Origin of the sequence: Mesorhizobium sp. M4A.F.Ca.ET.022.05.2.1 (assembly GCF_003998845.1) — a bacterium.
Lineage (GTDB): Bacteria > Pseudomonadota > Alphaproteobacteria > Rhizobiales > Rhizobiaceae > Mesorhizobium.
This window is the reverse complement of sequence record NZ_RZOJ01000023.1, coordinates 1-15,758: the sequence shown is the minus strand read 5'-3', so window position 1 is coordinate 15,758 and position 15,758 is coordinate 1. Positions and strand designations below refer to the sequence as shown.

The window sequence follows — 15,758 nt, the reverse complement described above, 5'->3', positions numbered from 1 at the left end:
AGAACGACTACGGCTGGATCGGCGCGTATTTGCCATCGTGCCACTGGTTGATGTCGTAGCTGGCGTTCTTCAGGTCGCCCTTCTCGTCGAAGACGACGTCGCCGACCACGGTGCTGATCGGCTGGCCGTTCTTCAGCGCTTCGGCGACCTTGGCCGGATCGTCGCTGCCGGCGCGCTTGATGCCCTCGGCGAAGGCCTGGACCACGGCATAGGAGAACAGTGTGAAGCCTTCCGGTGCGAAGCCGCCGGCCTTGATCTTGGCGACGGCATCCTTGGCCTGGGGCTTCGCCTGCGGATCCGACGGGAAGACGAACATCGTGCCTTCGCCGGCCGGGCCGGAAACCTGCCAGAATTCCGGTGTGGCGATCGAGTCCGGCATGATCAGCTGGAACTTGACGTTCTGCTCGGCCGCCTGGCGCAGGATGAGGCCGGCTTCCGGATGGTAGCCGCCAAAATAGACGACGTCGGCCTTCAGCTCCTTCAGCTTGGTGACAAGGGCGGAATAGTCCTTCTCGCCGGCATTGATGCCTTCGTAATCCACTTCCTTGAGGCCGCCGGCATTCATCGTCGCCTTGACGGCGTCGGCCACGCCCTGGCCGTAGGCGCTCTTGTCATGCAGGATGACGACGTTCTTGCCGGCATATTTCTTGGCGATCCACGGACCGATGAAGGCGCCCTGCGCATCGTCGCGCGTATAGAGGCGCATGATCGTCGGCCAGCCGGCCTTGGCCGCGGCATCGGTCAGCTCCGGATTTGAGGAGGCCGGGCTCATCATCAGCGTGCCGGCCTCGGCATAGACGGCGGAGGCGGGAATGCTGGAACCCGAGCAGGCATGGCCGTCGACGAATTTGGTGCCGTCGGCGACGATGCGATTGGCGACCGAAACCGCCTGCTTCGGATCGCATTGGTCGTCCTGAACGTCGAGCTTGATCTGGTTGCCGTTGACACCGCCGGAGGCGTTGATGGCGTCGGCGGCGGCCTGGGCGCCCTGCTTGAACTGGTCGCCGATGGTGGCGAGCTGGCCGGTCATCGGACCAACCACGGAAATGGTGATGTCATCGGCGAAGGCCAAGGGCGCGCTCATCATCAGGCCCAATGCGGCCGCGCTCAAAATACCCAATTTTTTCATAGCGATAGAACTCCTCCACTGGCGCGCGGCCGTTTCGGCCGCGCTTCTTTCAGAGAGGCCGGACAATTTCATCCTTCGCCCGGCATGTCTTGGCGCATTGCCGGCACTCGATTGGGCCTGCAATGTATCGCGAACCGCCTAAAACGGCAAAAGCCGCGCCGGCCTTGTCCCGGCCGGTCGCAGCTTTTGCCAATCGAGCTTCCCCGAACACTCCCGCGCCCGGTCGCATCCCTGTCTTCCTGTTCGTCCGACCGTCTTGCCGCGGCCTTGTCCCTGGCGCCGGCCGTCTGCGCGGCCTTGGCCCCCTCGGATATCCCTCAGTGCATCGTCATCCATTCGCGCGCTTCGCGCAGCGCCCTGGCGATCTCGGCCTTCGACATTGCCGCTGACAGTTCGGAGCGCAGCTCAGCGGCGCGGACCGAACCCTTGATCGCGGCGATGTTGAACCATTTGTGGGCGGCAACGACGTCGGTCTCGCAGTCGCGGCCGGTCGCATACATCATGCCCAGTTCGAAAAGAATGTCGGCCTGGGCGGTTGCTCCCATGGCGCCGAAGCCGCCTTCAAGCATTTCAAAACGTGCCATTTCAATCCCCTGTCTGGCTCCCGAGAGCTGCCTCCTTCTGTCCCTTGGTATCCCTCGGGGGGCCGCTCTTTCGATGCTTTCGAGGATGAAGCCGAGCCTTGAATCCGTCGTTAAATGGCGTGCTTAATTTGAGGAAAACAAAGCTAAAACAAGAGGTAAACGCTTAAATTCGTTAAGCATACAAAGCCCGCAGTTGAGCCTGTTTGCGGCAAATTTGACGAAAACTTCTAACGACCGGATCAAGACTCCGCTAACCACGGGAACCAAAGACCACGAAGCGGCCCGTTCATTTCCGCGTTGAAGAGGGGCGGCAAAATCCTGCAACCTTCCCCGGCGGCACCGCTTTTGTTTTGCCGGAAGCTGGACTAGCTTACGTTTGCGTAAGGGGTAGGAAGGCGGGACGGGGCCCACCTGAACCTATAGGGAGGACAGACATGTTGCGAAAAGTGAGCCTGGCCGTGGCGGCCACCTTGATCATGGCCGGCGCGGCCTTTGCCGATCCGATCGAGGGCAATTGGAAGACGCAATCCGGCGAGACGGCGGCGATCGGCGGCGGCGGCGCGTTTTCCATCACGCTGAAGACCGGCAAGTTCGCCGGCAAGACGATCGGCTCGCTGAAGGCGGCCGGCGACAACAAATATGCCGGCAGCATAACCGACCCGGAAACAGACAAGACCTATGCCGGCAAGGCGACGCTTTCGGGCACCTCGCTCAAGATGAGCGGCTGCGTGCTCGGCGGCCTGCTCTGCAAGAGCCAGACCTGGCACAAGCTCTGATCGGCGCCTTCGCCGCCATCACCTGAAAACGGGGCCTTCGCGGCCCCGTTTTCTTTTTCGGCGGCAGGCTCGCCACCAAATTCTCAGCAACGAACTTGAACCGCAGATGAATACCGGCATCAGAGCCGGTTCAGCGGCGCTCGGGCATTCTCCTCGGCATTGAAGGAGAGGATCAACGCATGCTTGCCCGCCGCTTCGCCATCGTCTGCCTGCTGATGAGCCTGTTCGGCATGCTCTTCGCCATCCTGGTGGCCGAGGCCGGACGCCCGGCCCGCGCCTGGGATGGCGCCAATGCCTGCCGGCCGGGCTGCATGAACCATTTCATCCGCTGAACCGACCAACCCTCAAACGAGAAGCAACGACCATGAACCGCATCACCACCAGCGCCCTGAACATCCTCCGGCTCCTGCCGCGGGCGGCGCTCATCCTGATGCTGCTTGCCGCCCCGGTGCTGGCGGTGCCGATGATGCGGGCCGATAACGGCTCGACGATCGAGGCCCCCTCGCCGCGGAAGTCGGGCGTCGGCTTCGTGTTGCTGGTCTCCCTGCAGCGCGGCTGAAACACGTCGATACTCAGGCGAGGCCGAGGCTGACCTGATCTCACTTCCATCTCAAGACGCGGACAAAAATCGGCACTTTGGCCGCCTTCGCGCCCGCCTCCCCCTCCCAACCGCTCTTCCAACTCTCTATATTGAGCCATGGAAAAGCGAATCTACCCCCAAGCCATCGAATCGGTCGTCATGCCTGAGCCTTTCGGCAGGCAGAGTTTCAACGACGCCAAGAAGGCGGTCGCGGCCTTGCAGGTGCTTTACGACCGCAACACCAAGTTCCTGCGCGATTCCTTCGCGGCACTGGCCGCCGGCGGCGACAGCAACAAGCGCTACCGGGCCTTCTATCCCGAGATCGGCGTCACCACGACCTCCTTCAGCCAGGTCGACTCGCGACAGGCCTATGGCCACATGCCGACGCCCGGACATTTCTCGACCACCATCACCCAGCCGGCGCTGTTCGAAAACTACCTTGTCGAGCAGCTTCGGCTGATCATGCGCAACCATGGCGTCCAGGTAACGGTGTCGGAATCGACCACGCCTATTCCGCTGCATTTCGCCTTCCTGGAGGGCACCTATGTCGACGGCAGCGCCGCCGAGCGTATCCAGCGGCCGATCCGCGACCTGTTCGACGTGCCGGACCTCGACGGCACTGACGACCAGATCGCCAACGGCACGTTCGAAGTGGCGTTCGGCGAGCCGCGGCCGCTGGCGCCGTTCACGGCGCAGCGCATCGACTATTCGCTGCACCGCATGACGCATTACACCGCGACCAGCCCGCAGCATTTCCAGAACTTCGTGCTGTTCACCAACTACCAGTTCTACATCGACGAATTTGTCGCCCGCGCACGCGATCTGATGGAGAATGGCGGCGGCGGATATGCCGAATTCATCGAACCCGGCAACGTGATCACCCATGCCGGGTCGAGCGTGCCCGCCGAAGGCACGCCGCCGCAACGCCTGCCGCAGATGCCGGCCTATCATCTGAAGAAGCCCGGCCATGGCGGCATCACCATGGTCAATATCGGCGTCGGTCCCTCCAACGCCAAGACGATCACCGACCATATCGCGGTGCTGAGGCCGCACGCCTGGTTGATGCTCGGCCACTGCGCCGGCCTGCGCAACACGCAGGCGCTTGGCGACTATGTGCTGGCGCATGCCTATGTGCGCGAGGACCATGTGCTGGACGACGACCTGCCGGTCTGGGTGCCGATCCCCCCGCTAGCCGAGATCCAGGTGGCACTGCAGGAAGCGGTCGCCGAGGTAACCGGGCTTTCCGGCTACGACCTCAAACGCATCATGCGCACCGGCACCGTCGCCACCATCGACAACCGCAACTGGGAGCTGCGCGACCAGCGCGGACCGGTGCAGCGGCTGTCACAGTCGCGCGCCATCGCGCTCGACATGGAATCGGCGACCATCGCCGCCAACGGCTTCCGCTTCCGCGTGCCCTACGGCACGCTGCTGTGCGTCTCCGACAAGCCGCTGCATGGCGAGCTGAAGCTGCCGGGCATGGCGACCGAGTTCTACAAAAGGCAAGTGGCGCAGCATCTCACGATTGGCATCAAGGCGATGGAGAAGCTGGCCGGAATGCCTATGGAGCGGCTGCATTCGCGCAAACTCAGGAGCTTTTCCGAGACTGCCTTCCAATAGGCGGTCACCAGCTGCAAAAACCGGCTAGGCAACTCGTCGTCTTGATCGGGCCGCAATTTGACGGATAAGCAAGCCGGACAGGTTGCCAGCGGCATTGAGTAGTCAGGCAGATGAGATCAGGTGGATCGCGCTCTAACATGACAGCCGGGGTGACATTCCTGGCGATGATGGCGTTCGCGGCCGCCCTGATTGCCGGGTTTTTCGGCACGCTGCATCCGGCCTTCGATTCCTTCTCGCATTTCCGCGTTCATCTGGCCGTGCTGATCGCGCTCCTGGCGCTGCCCCTGCTTGCAACCCCGTTTCGCCTGCAGGCGGCCGCGGCACTGCTGTTCGCCATCGCCAGCTTCGCCACGACGCTGAGCGCGCTACCCAGGCTGTGGCCGGTGCAGGCGGACGCCAAACCGGCCGACCAGATCGTCTACAGCCTGCTGCAGATGAACCTGCGCTACGACAATCCGACGCCGAAGAAAGTGCTGTCGCTGATAGGGCGGACCAATCCCGACGTGATCACCCTCGACGAGGTGTCGGAGATGTGGACGACCGAGCTTGGCTATATCACCAGCGCCTATCCCTACCGGATCCTTTGTCCCTATCCGAACGGCGTGTTCGGCGTTGCGCTGCTCTCCAGGCGTCCGTTCGTCGCGGGGACCGGGCCGCATTGCGAGCGGCGCGGGGCGATGGCGATCGCGAGCGTCGACTTCGGCGGTGTCAGCGCCGATGTCGCCGCGATCCATCTCAGCTGGCCATGGCCGCGCGAGCAGTCCTGGCAGATCGGTGAACTGTCGGAGCAGCTCGCCTCGCTTGGCGAGACGGCGATCATGGCCGGCGACTGCAACGCCGTGCCGTGGAGCGCGGCGGTGCGGCGTGTCGCGGCGCTCGGCAAGCTCACCGTCATGCCGTCGGCCGGACCGACCTGGATGTACATCAAGCTGCCGGATGTCCTGCGGCGCTTCGCCGGCCTGCCGATCGACCAGGTGTTCAGCAAGGGCGGGGTGATCATCCATTCGGCGACGCGGCTCGAAGAAACCGGCTCCGATCATCTTCCCGTGCTGGTGGAGTTTTCGCTGCGTCCGCAAGAGAACAAGCCGGACGACGAGCATGAGACGGCGCTGGCGGCCGTCAAACAACCGGGCAAGACGCTGCGCTAGCGCTGCGTTCCTTCGATCCTCAAGGCTTGATCAAGGCATCCACCAGATGCTCGACATGGCCGCCATTGCGGTGCTCGCGGGCGTCGAAGGCCCTTTGCTTCGCCTCGTATTCGGCGTAGACGGCGTTGATACGCCGTCTCGCCTCCTGGCGGGTGCCGGTGCAAAACCAGTTGTCGGCAAGCTTGAGCCGACGGACCGACTTCGCGGTGGCCTGCATCATGCGCCTGGCGATGCGGCCATGCGTCTCCTCATGCGCACGGACGCCGGCGAAGAACCGCTTCCAGCGGCGTTCGAGCGCGGCACTGGCCGGCTGCGCCAGACGCGGATAGGTGTAGGTGAGGTCGAGCACGCCGTCGGCCTGCCGCAGGTGGCAGACTCCATCGGTGCGGCTGATGGCGAGGTCCCAATTCACCGTATAGGCGGTGTCGGCGATGGCGCGGGTCATGAAGCCATGCTTGGGGCCGTTGCGGTCCATCGCCGCGACCAGGGCCACGCCTGTTGTACCTGATATCTCGTAGGTGCGCGTCTTGACCAGCAGCTTGGTGCCGGCCGATGCTATGGGGCTGAAACTGCACAGGACGCCAATCGCCGCAAGGCATGCCAGAACCGAAACGCGCATGGCCTTCCTCCACTCGTCAGGGAAGGGAAACACAAGCGCGCCGCGGTTTCAACAGGCCCGTTACATGCCCCGATAGACTGGCCCCTCGCCGGCTTTTGTTTGAGCGGCGGTCGAGACGGCCGGGTCAGGCGTCTGCCTGTCTCACATGCCCTGATAGACCGGGCCTTCGCCGCCTTGTGGCGGCACCCAGTTGATGTTCTGGTTGGGGTCCTTGATGTCGCAGGTCTTGCAGTGGACGCAGTTCTGCGCGTTGATGACGAAGCGCACGTCCTTGGCCGACGGATCGGCAGCGGCGTTGCCGTCCTTGTCGACCCATTCGTAGACGCCGGCCGGGCAGTAACGCGTCGAGGGTCCGGCAAAGACATCGTGCTCGGAGCGCTGCTGCAGTGCCGCGTCGCCGACGATGAGGTGGACCGGCTCATTTTCCTCGTGATTGGTGTTGGACAGGAACACCGAGGAGAGCCGATCGAAGGTCAGTACGCCATCCGGCTTCGGATAGGCGATCTTTTCATATTTTGCAGCCGGCTCCAGCGTCGCGTAGTCCGCCTTGCCGTGCTTCAGCGTGCCGAAGGGCGAGAGGCCGAACAGCGTGTTCAGCCACATGTCGAGGCCACCGAGGCCGACGCCGATGATGGTGCCGAAGCGCGACCACAGCGGCTTGACGTTGCGCACCTTCTTCAAATCCTTGCCGATGTCGGTCGCCCGCCACGCAGCCTCGTAGGAGGAAAGCTCGTCATTGGCGCGGCCGTCGGCGATCGCTTGCGCGACATGCTCGGCCGCCAGCATTCCCGATAGCACCGCATTGTGCGAACCCTTGATGCGCGGCACGTTGACGAAGCCGGCAGCACAGCCCATCAGCACGCCGCCAGGGAAGGACAGCTTCGGCACCGACTGCCAGCCGCCTTCGGTGATGGCGCGTGCGCCATAGCCGATCCGCTTGGCGCCCTCGAAGGTCCCCTTGATCGCCGGGTGCGTCTTGAAGCGCTGGAACTCCTCGAAGGGCGACAAATACGGGTTTTTGTAGTTCAGGTGGACGACGAAGCCGACCGCCACCTGGTTGTCCTCGAGGTGGTAGAGGAAGGAGCCGCCGCCGGTCTTCATGTCGAGCGGCCAGCCAAAGGAATGTTGCACCAGGCCAGGCTTGTGGTTCTCCGGCTTGACCTGCCAGAGTTCCTTCAGGCCGATGCCGAACTTGGCCGGCTCACGGCCGTCGGCGAGCTTGTATTTGGCGATCAGCTGCTTGGCGAGCGAGCCGCGCGCGCCCTCGCCGATCAGCACATATTTGCCCATCAGCGCCATGCCGGGCGCGAAGGACGGACCATGCGTGCCGTCCTTCTCGACGCCCATGTCGCCGGTCACCACGCCGGTGACGGCGCCGGCATCGTTGTAGAGCAGGCCGGCGGCGGCAAAGCCCGGATAGATCTCGACGCCGAGCGCCTCGGCCTTGGTCGCCAGCCAGCGGCAGACATTGCCGAGCGAGACGATGTAGTTGCCGTGATTGTTCATCAGCGGCGGCATCAGGATATTGGGCAGGCGGAAGGAGCCGGCCGGACCGAGCACCAGGAAATGATCATCGGTCACCGGCGTCTTGAACGGGTGGCCTTCCTCCTCGCGCCAGCCCGGCAGCAGCCGGTCGATGCCGATCGGGTCGACGACGGCACCGGACAGGATGTGGGCGCCGACCTCGCCGCCCTTCTCCAGCACGACGACGGAAAGCTCGGGATTGACCTGCTTCAGACGGATCGCCGCGGCAAGGCCAGCCGGACCAGCGCCGACGATGACCACGTCGAATTCCATGCTCTCGCGTTCGATATCGCTCATCGACCCCTCACTGGCTTGCCGCGCTTTCCCGCATTGTGCTGGCTCATGCGCTGCATAGCGCATCAATTCGCGACGGGAAACCGGCGCTTAACGGACAAAGCCGATTTCGACAAAAAGTCGCGCCCGGCCGGGAAGAACCATTTCTCCCGGCGTTTTTCAATTGTTCGACGGCTTGCTTATCGGCAATACTTCGCGCCATGCGCACGCCTGAGCCATCCGGCTTCTCATTGACGCGCTTTTTCTCGACGCCCGGCCGGCTTTGCCGGGCGGTTCTTCCGCTCCTTCCATTGCTGGCCCCGGCTGCCCATGCCGATCCGCAAAAGGTCTGGGCAACCGGCGCCTATTCCTTTTCCGACGAACTCGGCGGCTTTCACATCACTGGCGCCTCTGGCATCGGCACCAAGGAGGATCCGATCGTCATCACCGAAGAGCTGAATTCGGCGACACCGGTGACGCTGACCATCCGCACCACCAAGCCGATCGAGGCATTCGGCAAGGCCGGCGAGGTCGCCAACGGCATCATTTACATGCGCATCGAGACGCTCAACAACAGCGGCCAGGCCTGGGTGGAGTTCCAGTTCGAGCTACAGGAGATCCTCGACCAGCCGAGCGTATTCGGCGATGGCCTGTCCTTCGACCAGCGCAATAAGTCGCCCGACAACATCGTGGCGAGCAACTTCGCCGAGTTCGACCGCGATTTCGAACCCTATGACCGGCTTTTGTTCAAGAACGGCAAGATCGACCCGCTGATGACGGGCAGCTTCGAATTCCTGATCACCGACTACACGCCGCGCTGGACGTTCTATCTGGTGCAGGATCCGCGGATACCGACGGGCTGACAAACTCACCGAGGTTGCAAATCGCCGCCGCGCGGACGATGGTGGCAGCATGATCGCCGCCTTCCCCAACACCCCTGCCGAAATCGCCGAGCTGCTCGCCTTCTATGCCAGCGCCGGCGTCGATGAGGCGCTGGAGGACGCGCCCATCAACCGCTTCGCCGACGTCCAGCCGAAGCAAGCCGAGCGCGCTCAGGCACCGGCCGCGCGCGAAAGCCGGTCCCAGGAACGGCCGGCACCGGAGCCAGGCCGCGACGCAACCAGAGCGCCAGAGCGACCAACGGCAGCGCCCGGGCTGGACGCAAGCAAGGTGCCGGATGCGCCGGCGCGCACCGCGCCCGCCGTCGCGGCAGTACCCGACGAGGCGCAGGCGCTGCTCGCGCGGCAGATGGCTGCCAGCGCCTCCACGCTCGACGAGCTGCGTCAGCACATGGCGGCCTTCGACGGCTGCAATCTCAAATTCACCGCTAAAAACCTGGTCTTCGCGGACGGCAATCCCAATGCCGAGCTGATGCTGGTTGGCGAAGCGCCGGGCCGCGATGAGGACCTCGAAGGCCTGCCCTTCGTCGGCCGCTCCGGGCGCCTGCTCGACCGCATGCTGGCGGCAATCGGCCTCGACCGCACGTCGGCCTATATCGCCAATGTCATCCCCTGGCGGCCGCCGGGAAATCGCACGCCGACGCCGCACGAGACCGAGATCTGCCGGCCGTTCATCGAAAGGCAGATCGAGTTGGTCAATCCGAAGCTGCTGGTCAGTCTCGGCGGCCCCTCGGCCAAGACCTTGCTCAACACCACCGAGGGTATTCTTCGATTGCGCGGCAACTGGCGCACGCATACGACCGCGTCCGGCACCATCATTCCCGCCATGCCGACGCTGCATCCGGCCTATCTGTTGCGGACGCCGGCGCACAAGAAGCTGGCCTGGCGGGATTTTCTGGAGGTGAAGGCGAAGCTGAAGGCGTTGGAGTGAAACACCCCTTCCCCCCTTGGGGGAGATGGCACCATAACCTCCGGGGTAATTGAATTACTCCCCTGGCCGCCTTAGTCCTTCCCACATGACAACATCCGAAACCTCCGCCGGGAGCCTCATCCGCGAATGGCGCACGCGCCGGCGCATGAGCCAGCTCGATCTTGCCATGGAGGCCGAGATCTCGCAGCGGCATCTCTCCTTCGTCGAGAGCGGCCGGGCCCAGCCCTCGCGCGAGATGGTGCTGCACTTGGCCGAGCAGCTTTCAATCCCGCTGCGGCAGCGCAACCAGCTGCTGCTCGCTGCGGGTTTCGCGCCGAGTTTCAGCGAGAAGCCGCTCTCCGATGCGTCGCTGGCACCGGCGATGGCGGCGGTGGAAACCGTGCTCCGGGGCCACGAGCCCTTTCCGGCGCTGGCCGTGGACCGGCACTGGAACCTTATCTCGGCCAATGCGGCGATCGGCCCATTCCTGGCCGATGTTTCCGAACCATCGCTGCTTGCGCCACCGGTCAATGTGCTGCGGCTCAGCCTGCATCCCGGCGGCGTTGCGCCGCGCATCGTCAACCTAGCCGAATGGCGCGCGCATCTGCTCGAACGGCTGAGGCATCAGAACGACGCCATTGGCGACCCCGTGCTGATCGAGCTGGAACAGGAGTTGCGCGCCTATCCTTCCGGGCTGAAGAGCGGACGGCCGGCCCAGATCGAGCCGAGCGGCATCGTGCACCCCCTCCGGCTCGCGCATGGCGATCAGGTGCTCTCCTTCATCAGCACGATCACCGTCTTCGGCACACCGCTCGATGTCACATTGTCGGAACTGGCGATCGAATCCTTTTTCCCGGCCGACGAGCAGACGCGGTCGACGTTGGTGCGGCTGGCGAAGGAGCGTGCCGAGCGGTCTTGATCACCCCTGCGGCGGCGTCGCCCTCCTCGTTCGCGTGCGTTCAAGCCCAAGTTGCCGTTCGCGCCATATGATGAAGATGCCGGCCGCCACCACGATCAGACCGCCGGCCAGCGTGTTGAGCGACGCGACATCGCCGAACACCAGATAGCCGACCACGACGCCGAGGATCATCGAGCTGTATTCGAACGGCGCCACGACGGAGGCCTCGGCGTGGCGGTAGGCCGCCGTCATCAGGATTTGGCCGAGCCCGCCGCAAAAGCCGGCGACAACCAGGAGGGCTGCCTGCACCGGCGTCAGCGGCTGCCAGCCGAAGGGCAATGTCAGCAGGGAGAGCACGCTCGCCGTCGACGAGAACCAGAGCACGATGGTCGCCGTCTTCTCGGTCTGGACGAGGTTGCGGACCAAGAGCATGGCGATGGCCGAGATCGCCGCCGCGGCGAAGGCGGCGATGACCCCCAATACCTCCTGGTCACCGAGCGCCGCGCCAGAGCGCAGCAGCGTCAGCTTCGGCCAGGAGATGAGAAGCACACCGACAAGACCGATGGCGACAGCGCTCCAGCGGTAGACACGGATCGCTTCGCCAAGGAAGATCGACGAGAACACCACCACCAGCAGGGGCTGGGCATAGTTCAGCGTGATCGCCTCGGGAAGCGGCAGCCTGGTCAGCGCGAAGAAACCGAGCCCCATGGCGCCGACGCCGACGATACCGCGCGCGACGTGGTTGAACGGCCGTTTCGTGGCGAATGCGGTGGCCAGCTGTCGCTTGGATGCCAGGAAGGCGATGATCGGGAAGATGGCAAAGAAGGAGCGAAAGAAGACGATCTGGCCGGCGGGCACGTCGCCGGCCGCCTTGATGCAAGTCTGCATGCCGACGAAGACCGCCACCGATACGATCTTTAGCACAATGCCCCGCAGCGTGCTGTGGTGGCCGGCGTGTCCGCCGTCGCCTTGCGGCTCAGCTCTCGCCTCGGCGCTCACCTTGGCGCGGCGTCCCGGATCGCCGCGCAGATGCGCGCCGGCGTGGCCGGCATCCCGGTGTGGCTGATGCCGTGCCCGCGGCGGAGCGCGCCGCGGCCTTCGCGCTTGAGGAAGGCCTGGTCCTCGCGACGCAACACGGAAGCGCCCATGGCGAGTTTCGGTGTGACCACGCCCATGAATGCCTCGCGATGACGGTGGGGGAATGGATGCCCGAATAGGCATTGGCGCAGTTTTGTCGAGTGACCGTTTCGTGTAAAGAGCGCGGACTTCGTTTTTTTGGACCAGCGGGGCGTGTTTGCCGCGCCGGCAAGGACAGGAAAACCCTTCCGAATGCGCACCGATACCGGCCAGGTCTTCAAGCTCGAAGACTATCGCCCCAGTGACTATCTCATCCCGGAGACCAGCCTCGTTTTCCGCCTTTCGCCAGGGGCAACCCGCGTCACCGCCACGCTCACAGTCGAGCGCCGCGGTGGCGTCGCGGCGTCAGCGCCGCTGGTGCTCGACGGCGACGGGCTGACGCTGATCGGCATCGCCATTGACGGCCGCGAGCTTCAGCCGGCGGACTACGCGGCAACGCCCGACGAACTCGCCATCCTGAAGCCGCCGGCCGCTTCCCGCTTCGAGCTTGTCCTGGAAACCGAGATCGTGCCCGCGCGCAACGAGGCGCTGATGGGACTCTATCGCTCCAGCAACGTCTATTGCACGCAATGCGAGGCCGAGGGCTTCCGGCGCATCACTTATTTCCTCGACCGGCCGGACATCCTGTCGGTCTATACAGTGCGCATCGAGGCGCGGCGCGAAGAAGCGCCGCTGCTACTCTCCAACGGCAACCCGGTGGAAACCGGCGCGGTTGCCGATGGCTGGCACTATGCGGTCTGGCACGATCCCTTCCCCAAGCCGTCCTACCTGTTCGCGCTGGTGGCGGGCAATCTCGGCAAGGTGGCCGACAGCTTCACCACCCTATCCGGCCGCAAGGTCGAGCTCGGCATCTATGTCGAGCCCGGCAAGGAGCGGCTGGCGGGCTATGCGATGGATGCGCTGAAGCGCTCGATGAAATGGGACGAGGACGCCTTCGGCCGCGAATACGATCTCGACGTGTTCAACATCGTCGCCGTCTCCGACTTCAACATGGGCGCGATGGAGAACAAGGGCCTCAACATCTTCAACGACAAATATGTGCTGGCCGACGAGGAGACCGCGACCGATGCCGATTTCGCCAATATCGAGGCGATCATCGCGCATGAGTATTTCCACAATTGGACAGGCAACAGAATCACTTGCCGCGACTGGTTCCAGCTCTGCCTGAAGGAAGGGCTCACCGTTTACCGCGACCATGAATTCTCCGCCGACCAGCGCTCGCGGGCGGTTAAGCGCATCGCCGAGGTGCGCACGCTGCGCGCCCACCAGTTCCCCGAGGATCAGGGCCCGCTGGCACATCCGGTCAGGCCGCGCCGCTACCGCGAAATCAACAATTTCTACACGGCGACCGTCTACGAGAAGGGTTCGGAAGTGGTGCGCATGATCCGCACCATCCTCGGCGCCGGCGCGTTCCGCGCCGGCATGAACCTCTATTTCGAGCGCCACGACGGAGAGGCCGCGACGATCGAGGACTTTCTCAAGGCGTTCGAGGACGCGTCGGGACGCGACCTGTCACAATTCGCCCTGTGGTATCATCAGGCGGGAACGCCGAACCTGACCGTGAGCTCCTCGCACAATGCGGGGACAAAGGAATTCACGCTGGAGATCGAGCAGTCCGTGCCGCCGACACCGTCGGAGAGCCGCAAGCGGCTGATGCACATTCCGCTGTCATTCGGCCTGGTCGGCGCCGGCGGCAAGCCGGTCGCCTATGATGCCGTCGAGGGTGCGACGGTCGAGGACGGCGTCATCCATATCCGCAAGCGCCGCCATCTGGTGCGCTTCACCGGCGTAGCCGAGCGCCCGGCGGTGTCGCTCAACCGCGGCTTCTCGGCACCAATCACGCTCTCGGTCGAACAGAGAGCCGACGACCAGTTCTTCCTTGCCGGCCACGACAGCGACAGCTTCGCGCGCTGGCAGGCCTTCAACACGCTACTGACCGACGCGCTGATAGCGGCCTTCCGCCAGGTGCTCGGCGGCACGGAGCCGGTGTTCACGGCGCGACTCGCCGAGCTTGCCGGGAAGATCGCCGGCGACGAGACGCTGGAGCCGGCCTATCGGGCTCTGGCGTTGTCGCTCCCCGGCGAGGCCGACATCGCCCGCGACATCGGCAAGGGCATCGACCCCGACGCCATCTTCGCAGCACGCGAGGCGCTGGCCCTGGCGATCGCCAAGCCGAACCGCGATAGCTTCTCCGACCTCTATGAACGGCTTGCCGACAAGGGGCCGTTCAGCCCCAATGCCTCGAGCGCCGGACGCCGTGCGCTGCGCAACATCCTGCTCGACTATCTGGCGCTGCTGCCGGAAGGCGCCGCGCTCGCCGCCAGTCACTTCCGCTCCGCCAGCAACATGACCGATCGCGCCGCCGCGCTGACCGTGCTCGCGCATCGGCATGCCGGCTCGCGTCAAGCGGTCGAGGCGCTGGCCGCTTTCGAAGCGAAGTACGGCGGCGATGCGCTGGTCATGGACAAATGGTTTCAGATCCAGGCCGGCGTGCCCGGCCCGCAGACCGTCGAGGCGGTGCGCGCGCTGACCGGTCACCCTGCCTTCTCGATGGCCAATCCCAACCGGGTGCGCGCCCTGGTCGGCACCTTCTCCAGCGCCAACCAGACCGGCTTCCACCGCGCCGACGGCGAGGGCTACCGCTTCTTTACCGAGACCGTGCTCGAGGTCGAGAAGCGCAACCCCCAACTGGCGGCAAGGCTGGCGACGGCGCTGCGCTCCTGGCGCTCGCTGGAGCCGAAACGCCAGGCCAAGGCCAGGGAGGCGTTGCTTGCGATGGCCGCCGCGGAGAAGCTGTCGGCCGATCTCAGGGATATCGTCGAGCGGACTTTGGCGTAAGGGCCTTCCCTTTCTTCCTGTCGGAGGAAAGGACGAATTTCAATCAACTTTTAATCTTTTTTGGCCGCGCCTCTGGACAAGGCGAATCACCTTTGATTCTTTAATGACGATTCGGGCGTGCGGCGTAACCGGACCATCAAGCATACGGAATTCGGGGAGTAGCCATTTATGGCCAAGGCGGACGCGTGGGGCGCGCCCGGAGGGAAGGCTTTTGAGCGTCGCAGGGCGCGGGCCGACGGGCTTGCCGGCAACACCCGGCTGATCGCCGAACCCGCCTATAGGCGGCTGCTGGCGGCCGAGCCGTGGCTGCGCCGCTCGATCCCTGCCCTCATCATCATCTTCCTGATCGTCATCGCGGCGCTGCGCGTGCTGTCGCTGATGAACGAGCGCGACGATGTCGAACGCGACGCCAAGGCGATCCTTTCGCTGGCGGCCGCTCAGATGGCGAGCGCGATCAGCGCCGATCCAAACGCCGCTTCAGTGACCGCGCCTGACCTGATGGAGAGTGCCGGTCGCCGGGGGGCCATGGGCCGCAGCCACGTGCTTGCCATCACCGACGGCAACTTCAAGATCATCGCCGTGTCGCCGCTGTCGAGCGGCTGGCAGGAACGCGCGCTGGACAGCCTGGTCCAGGGCGGCCAGCCGCTGTTCATGTTCGGCGAGCGGGCCGGCGTCATGGATATCAGCATCGACGGAAAAGACTGGTATGGGGCGGTGAGCCTGACCGGCGACCGCAAGAACGCCGCCGCCGCGCTGGTGCCTCGGGATGCGGTCTTCGACAGCTGGCGCAAGACCGTCTCGCTCAACGTCACACTGTTTGTGC

Annotated in this window: 15 protein-coding genes and 1 pseudogene; 10 read left to right on the top strand and 6 right to left on the bottom strand. The window is 64.5% G+C overall.

Going from position 1 to position 15,758, the window contains the following annotated elements; translation table 11 throughout:
- Positions 1–7: 7 nt before the first annotated feature.
- Both EN745_RS04900 and EN745_RS04895 read right to left on the bottom strand, forming a co-directional pair.
- Positions 8–1,129 carry an ABC transporter substrate-binding protein gene (locus tag EN745_RS04900; protein ID WP_126055742.1) on the bottom strand — a complete coding sequence of 374 codons (1,122 nt, stop codon included), beginning with the start codon at positions 1,127–1,129 and terminating at the stop codon, positions 8–10.
- Between the two features lie 317 nt (positions 1,130–1,446).
- A complete protein-coding gene (locus tag EN745_RS04895) occupies positions 1,447–1,713 on the bottom strand; it encodes a sel1 repeat family protein (RefSeq protein WP_126055743.1) in 267 nt (88 codons plus the stop codon).
- A 434-nt stretch (positions 1,714–2,147) separates the two neighbouring features.
- Between EN745_RS04895 and EN745_RS04890 the strand changes: the two genes are divergently transcribed.
- The 5 genes from EN745_RS04890 (at position 2,148) to EN745_RS04875 (ending at position 5,837) form a co-directional block, all read left to right on the top strand.
- The gene (locus tag EN745_RS04890) at positions 2,148–2,489 is read left to right on the top strand and encodes a DUF2147 domain-containing protein (protein ID WP_126055744.1); all 342 of its coding nucleotides are present in this window, start codon (positions 2,148–2,150) and stop codon (positions 2,487–2,489) included.
- 179 nt (positions 2,490–2,668) lie between these two features.
- Positions 2,669–2,821 carry a hypothetical protein gene (locus tag EN745_RS35960; RefSeq protein WP_189362959.1) on the top strand — a complete coding sequence of 51 codons (153 nt, stop codon included), beginning with the start codon at positions 2,669–2,671 and terminating at the stop codon, positions 2,819–2,821.
- A 32-nt stretch (positions 2,822–2,853) separates the two neighbouring features.
- On the top strand, positions 2,854–3,048 hold the full coding sequence (locus tag EN745_RS04885) for a hypothetical protein (RefSeq protein ID WP_126055745.1): 195 nt from the start codon (positions 2,854–2,856) through the stop codon (positions 3,046–3,048).
- A 180-nt stretch (positions 3,049–3,228) separates the two neighbouring features.
- The gene (locus EN745_RS04880; protein ID WP_245455537.1) at positions 3,229–4,689 is read left to right on the top strand and encodes an AMP nucleosidase; all 1,461 of its coding nucleotides are present in this window, start codon (positions 3,229–3,231) and stop codon (positions 4,687–4,689) included.
- Between the two features lie 137 nt (positions 4,690–4,826).
- A complete protein-coding gene (locus EN745_RS04875) occupies positions 4,827–5,837 on the top strand; it encodes an endonuclease/exonuclease/phosphatase family protein (RefSeq protein ID WP_126055747.1) in 1,011 nt (336 codons plus the stop codon).
- A gap of 19 nt (positions 5,838–5,856) precedes the next feature.
- Here the strand turns inward: EN745_RS04875 and EN745_RS04870 are convergent, their stop codons facing one another.
- Positions 5,857–6,456 (bottom strand): DUF922 domain-containing protein, encoded by a 600-nt coding sequence (locus EN745_RS04870; RefSeq protein ID WP_126055748.1) that lies wholly within the window; start codon positions 6,454–6,456, stop codon positions 5,857–5,859.
- Positions 6,457–6,597: 141 nt separating this feature from the next.
- Positions 6,598–8,277 (bottom strand): electron transfer flavoprotein-ubiquinone oxidoreductase, encoded by a 1,680-nt coding sequence (locus EN745_RS04865; protein ID WP_126055749.1) that lies wholly within the window; start codon positions 8,275–8,277, stop codon positions 6,598–6,600.
- 197 nt (positions 8,278–8,474) lie between these two features.
- Between EN745_RS04865 and EN745_RS04860 the strand changes: the two genes are divergently transcribed.
- The 3 genes from EN745_RS04860 (at position 8,475) to EN745_RS04850 (ending at position 10,981) form a co-directional block, all read left to right on the top strand.
- Entirely contained in the window at positions 8,475–9,116 is a 642-nt protein-coding gene (locus EN745_RS04860; RefSeq protein WP_126055750.1) for a hypothetical protein, read from the top strand.
- Between the two features lie 49 nt (positions 9,117–9,165).
- Positions 9,166–10,083, top strand: a complete 918-nt coding sequence (locus tag EN745_RS04855; protein WP_126055751.1) for a uracil-DNA glycosylase — start codon at positions 9,166–9,168, stop codon at positions 10,081–10,083.
- 85 nt (positions 10,084–10,168) lie between these two features.
- Positions 10,169–10,981, top strand: a complete 813-nt coding sequence (locus tag EN745_RS04850) for a helix-turn-helix transcriptional regulator (protein WP_126055752.1) — start codon at positions 10,169–10,171, stop codon at positions 10,979–10,981.
- On the opposite strand, the gene EN745_RS04845 is transcribed toward EN745_RS04850, so the two are convergent.
- Positions 10,982–11,959 (bottom strand): DMT family transporter, encoded by a 978-nt coding sequence (locus tag EN745_RS04845; RefSeq protein WP_126055753.1) that lies wholly within the window; start codon positions 11,957–11,959, stop codon positions 10,982–10,984. It lies immediately after the preceding gene.
- The gene (locus EN745_RS04840) at positions 11,956–12,135 is read right to left on the bottom strand and encodes a hypothetical protein (RefSeq protein ID WP_126055754.1); all 180 of its coding nucleotides are present in this window, start codon (positions 12,133–12,135) and stop codon (positions 11,956–11,958) included. The genes EN745_RS04845 and EN745_RS04840 overlap by 4 nt, the downstream gene beginning before the upstream one ends.
- Positions 12,136–12,289: 154 nt before the next feature.
- Between EN745_RS04840 and pepN the strand changes: the two genes are divergently transcribed.
- Positions 12,290–14,935, top strand: coding sequence for an aminopeptidase N (gene pepN, locus EN745_RS04835; protein WP_127420680.1), 2,646 nt, complete (start codon positions 12,290–12,292; stop codon positions 14,933–14,935).
- Positions 14,936–15,103: 168 nt separating this feature from the next.
- Positions 15,104–15,758, top strand: a pseudogene (locus EN745_RS04830) (PAS domain-containing sensor histidine kinase); the annotation flags it as partial.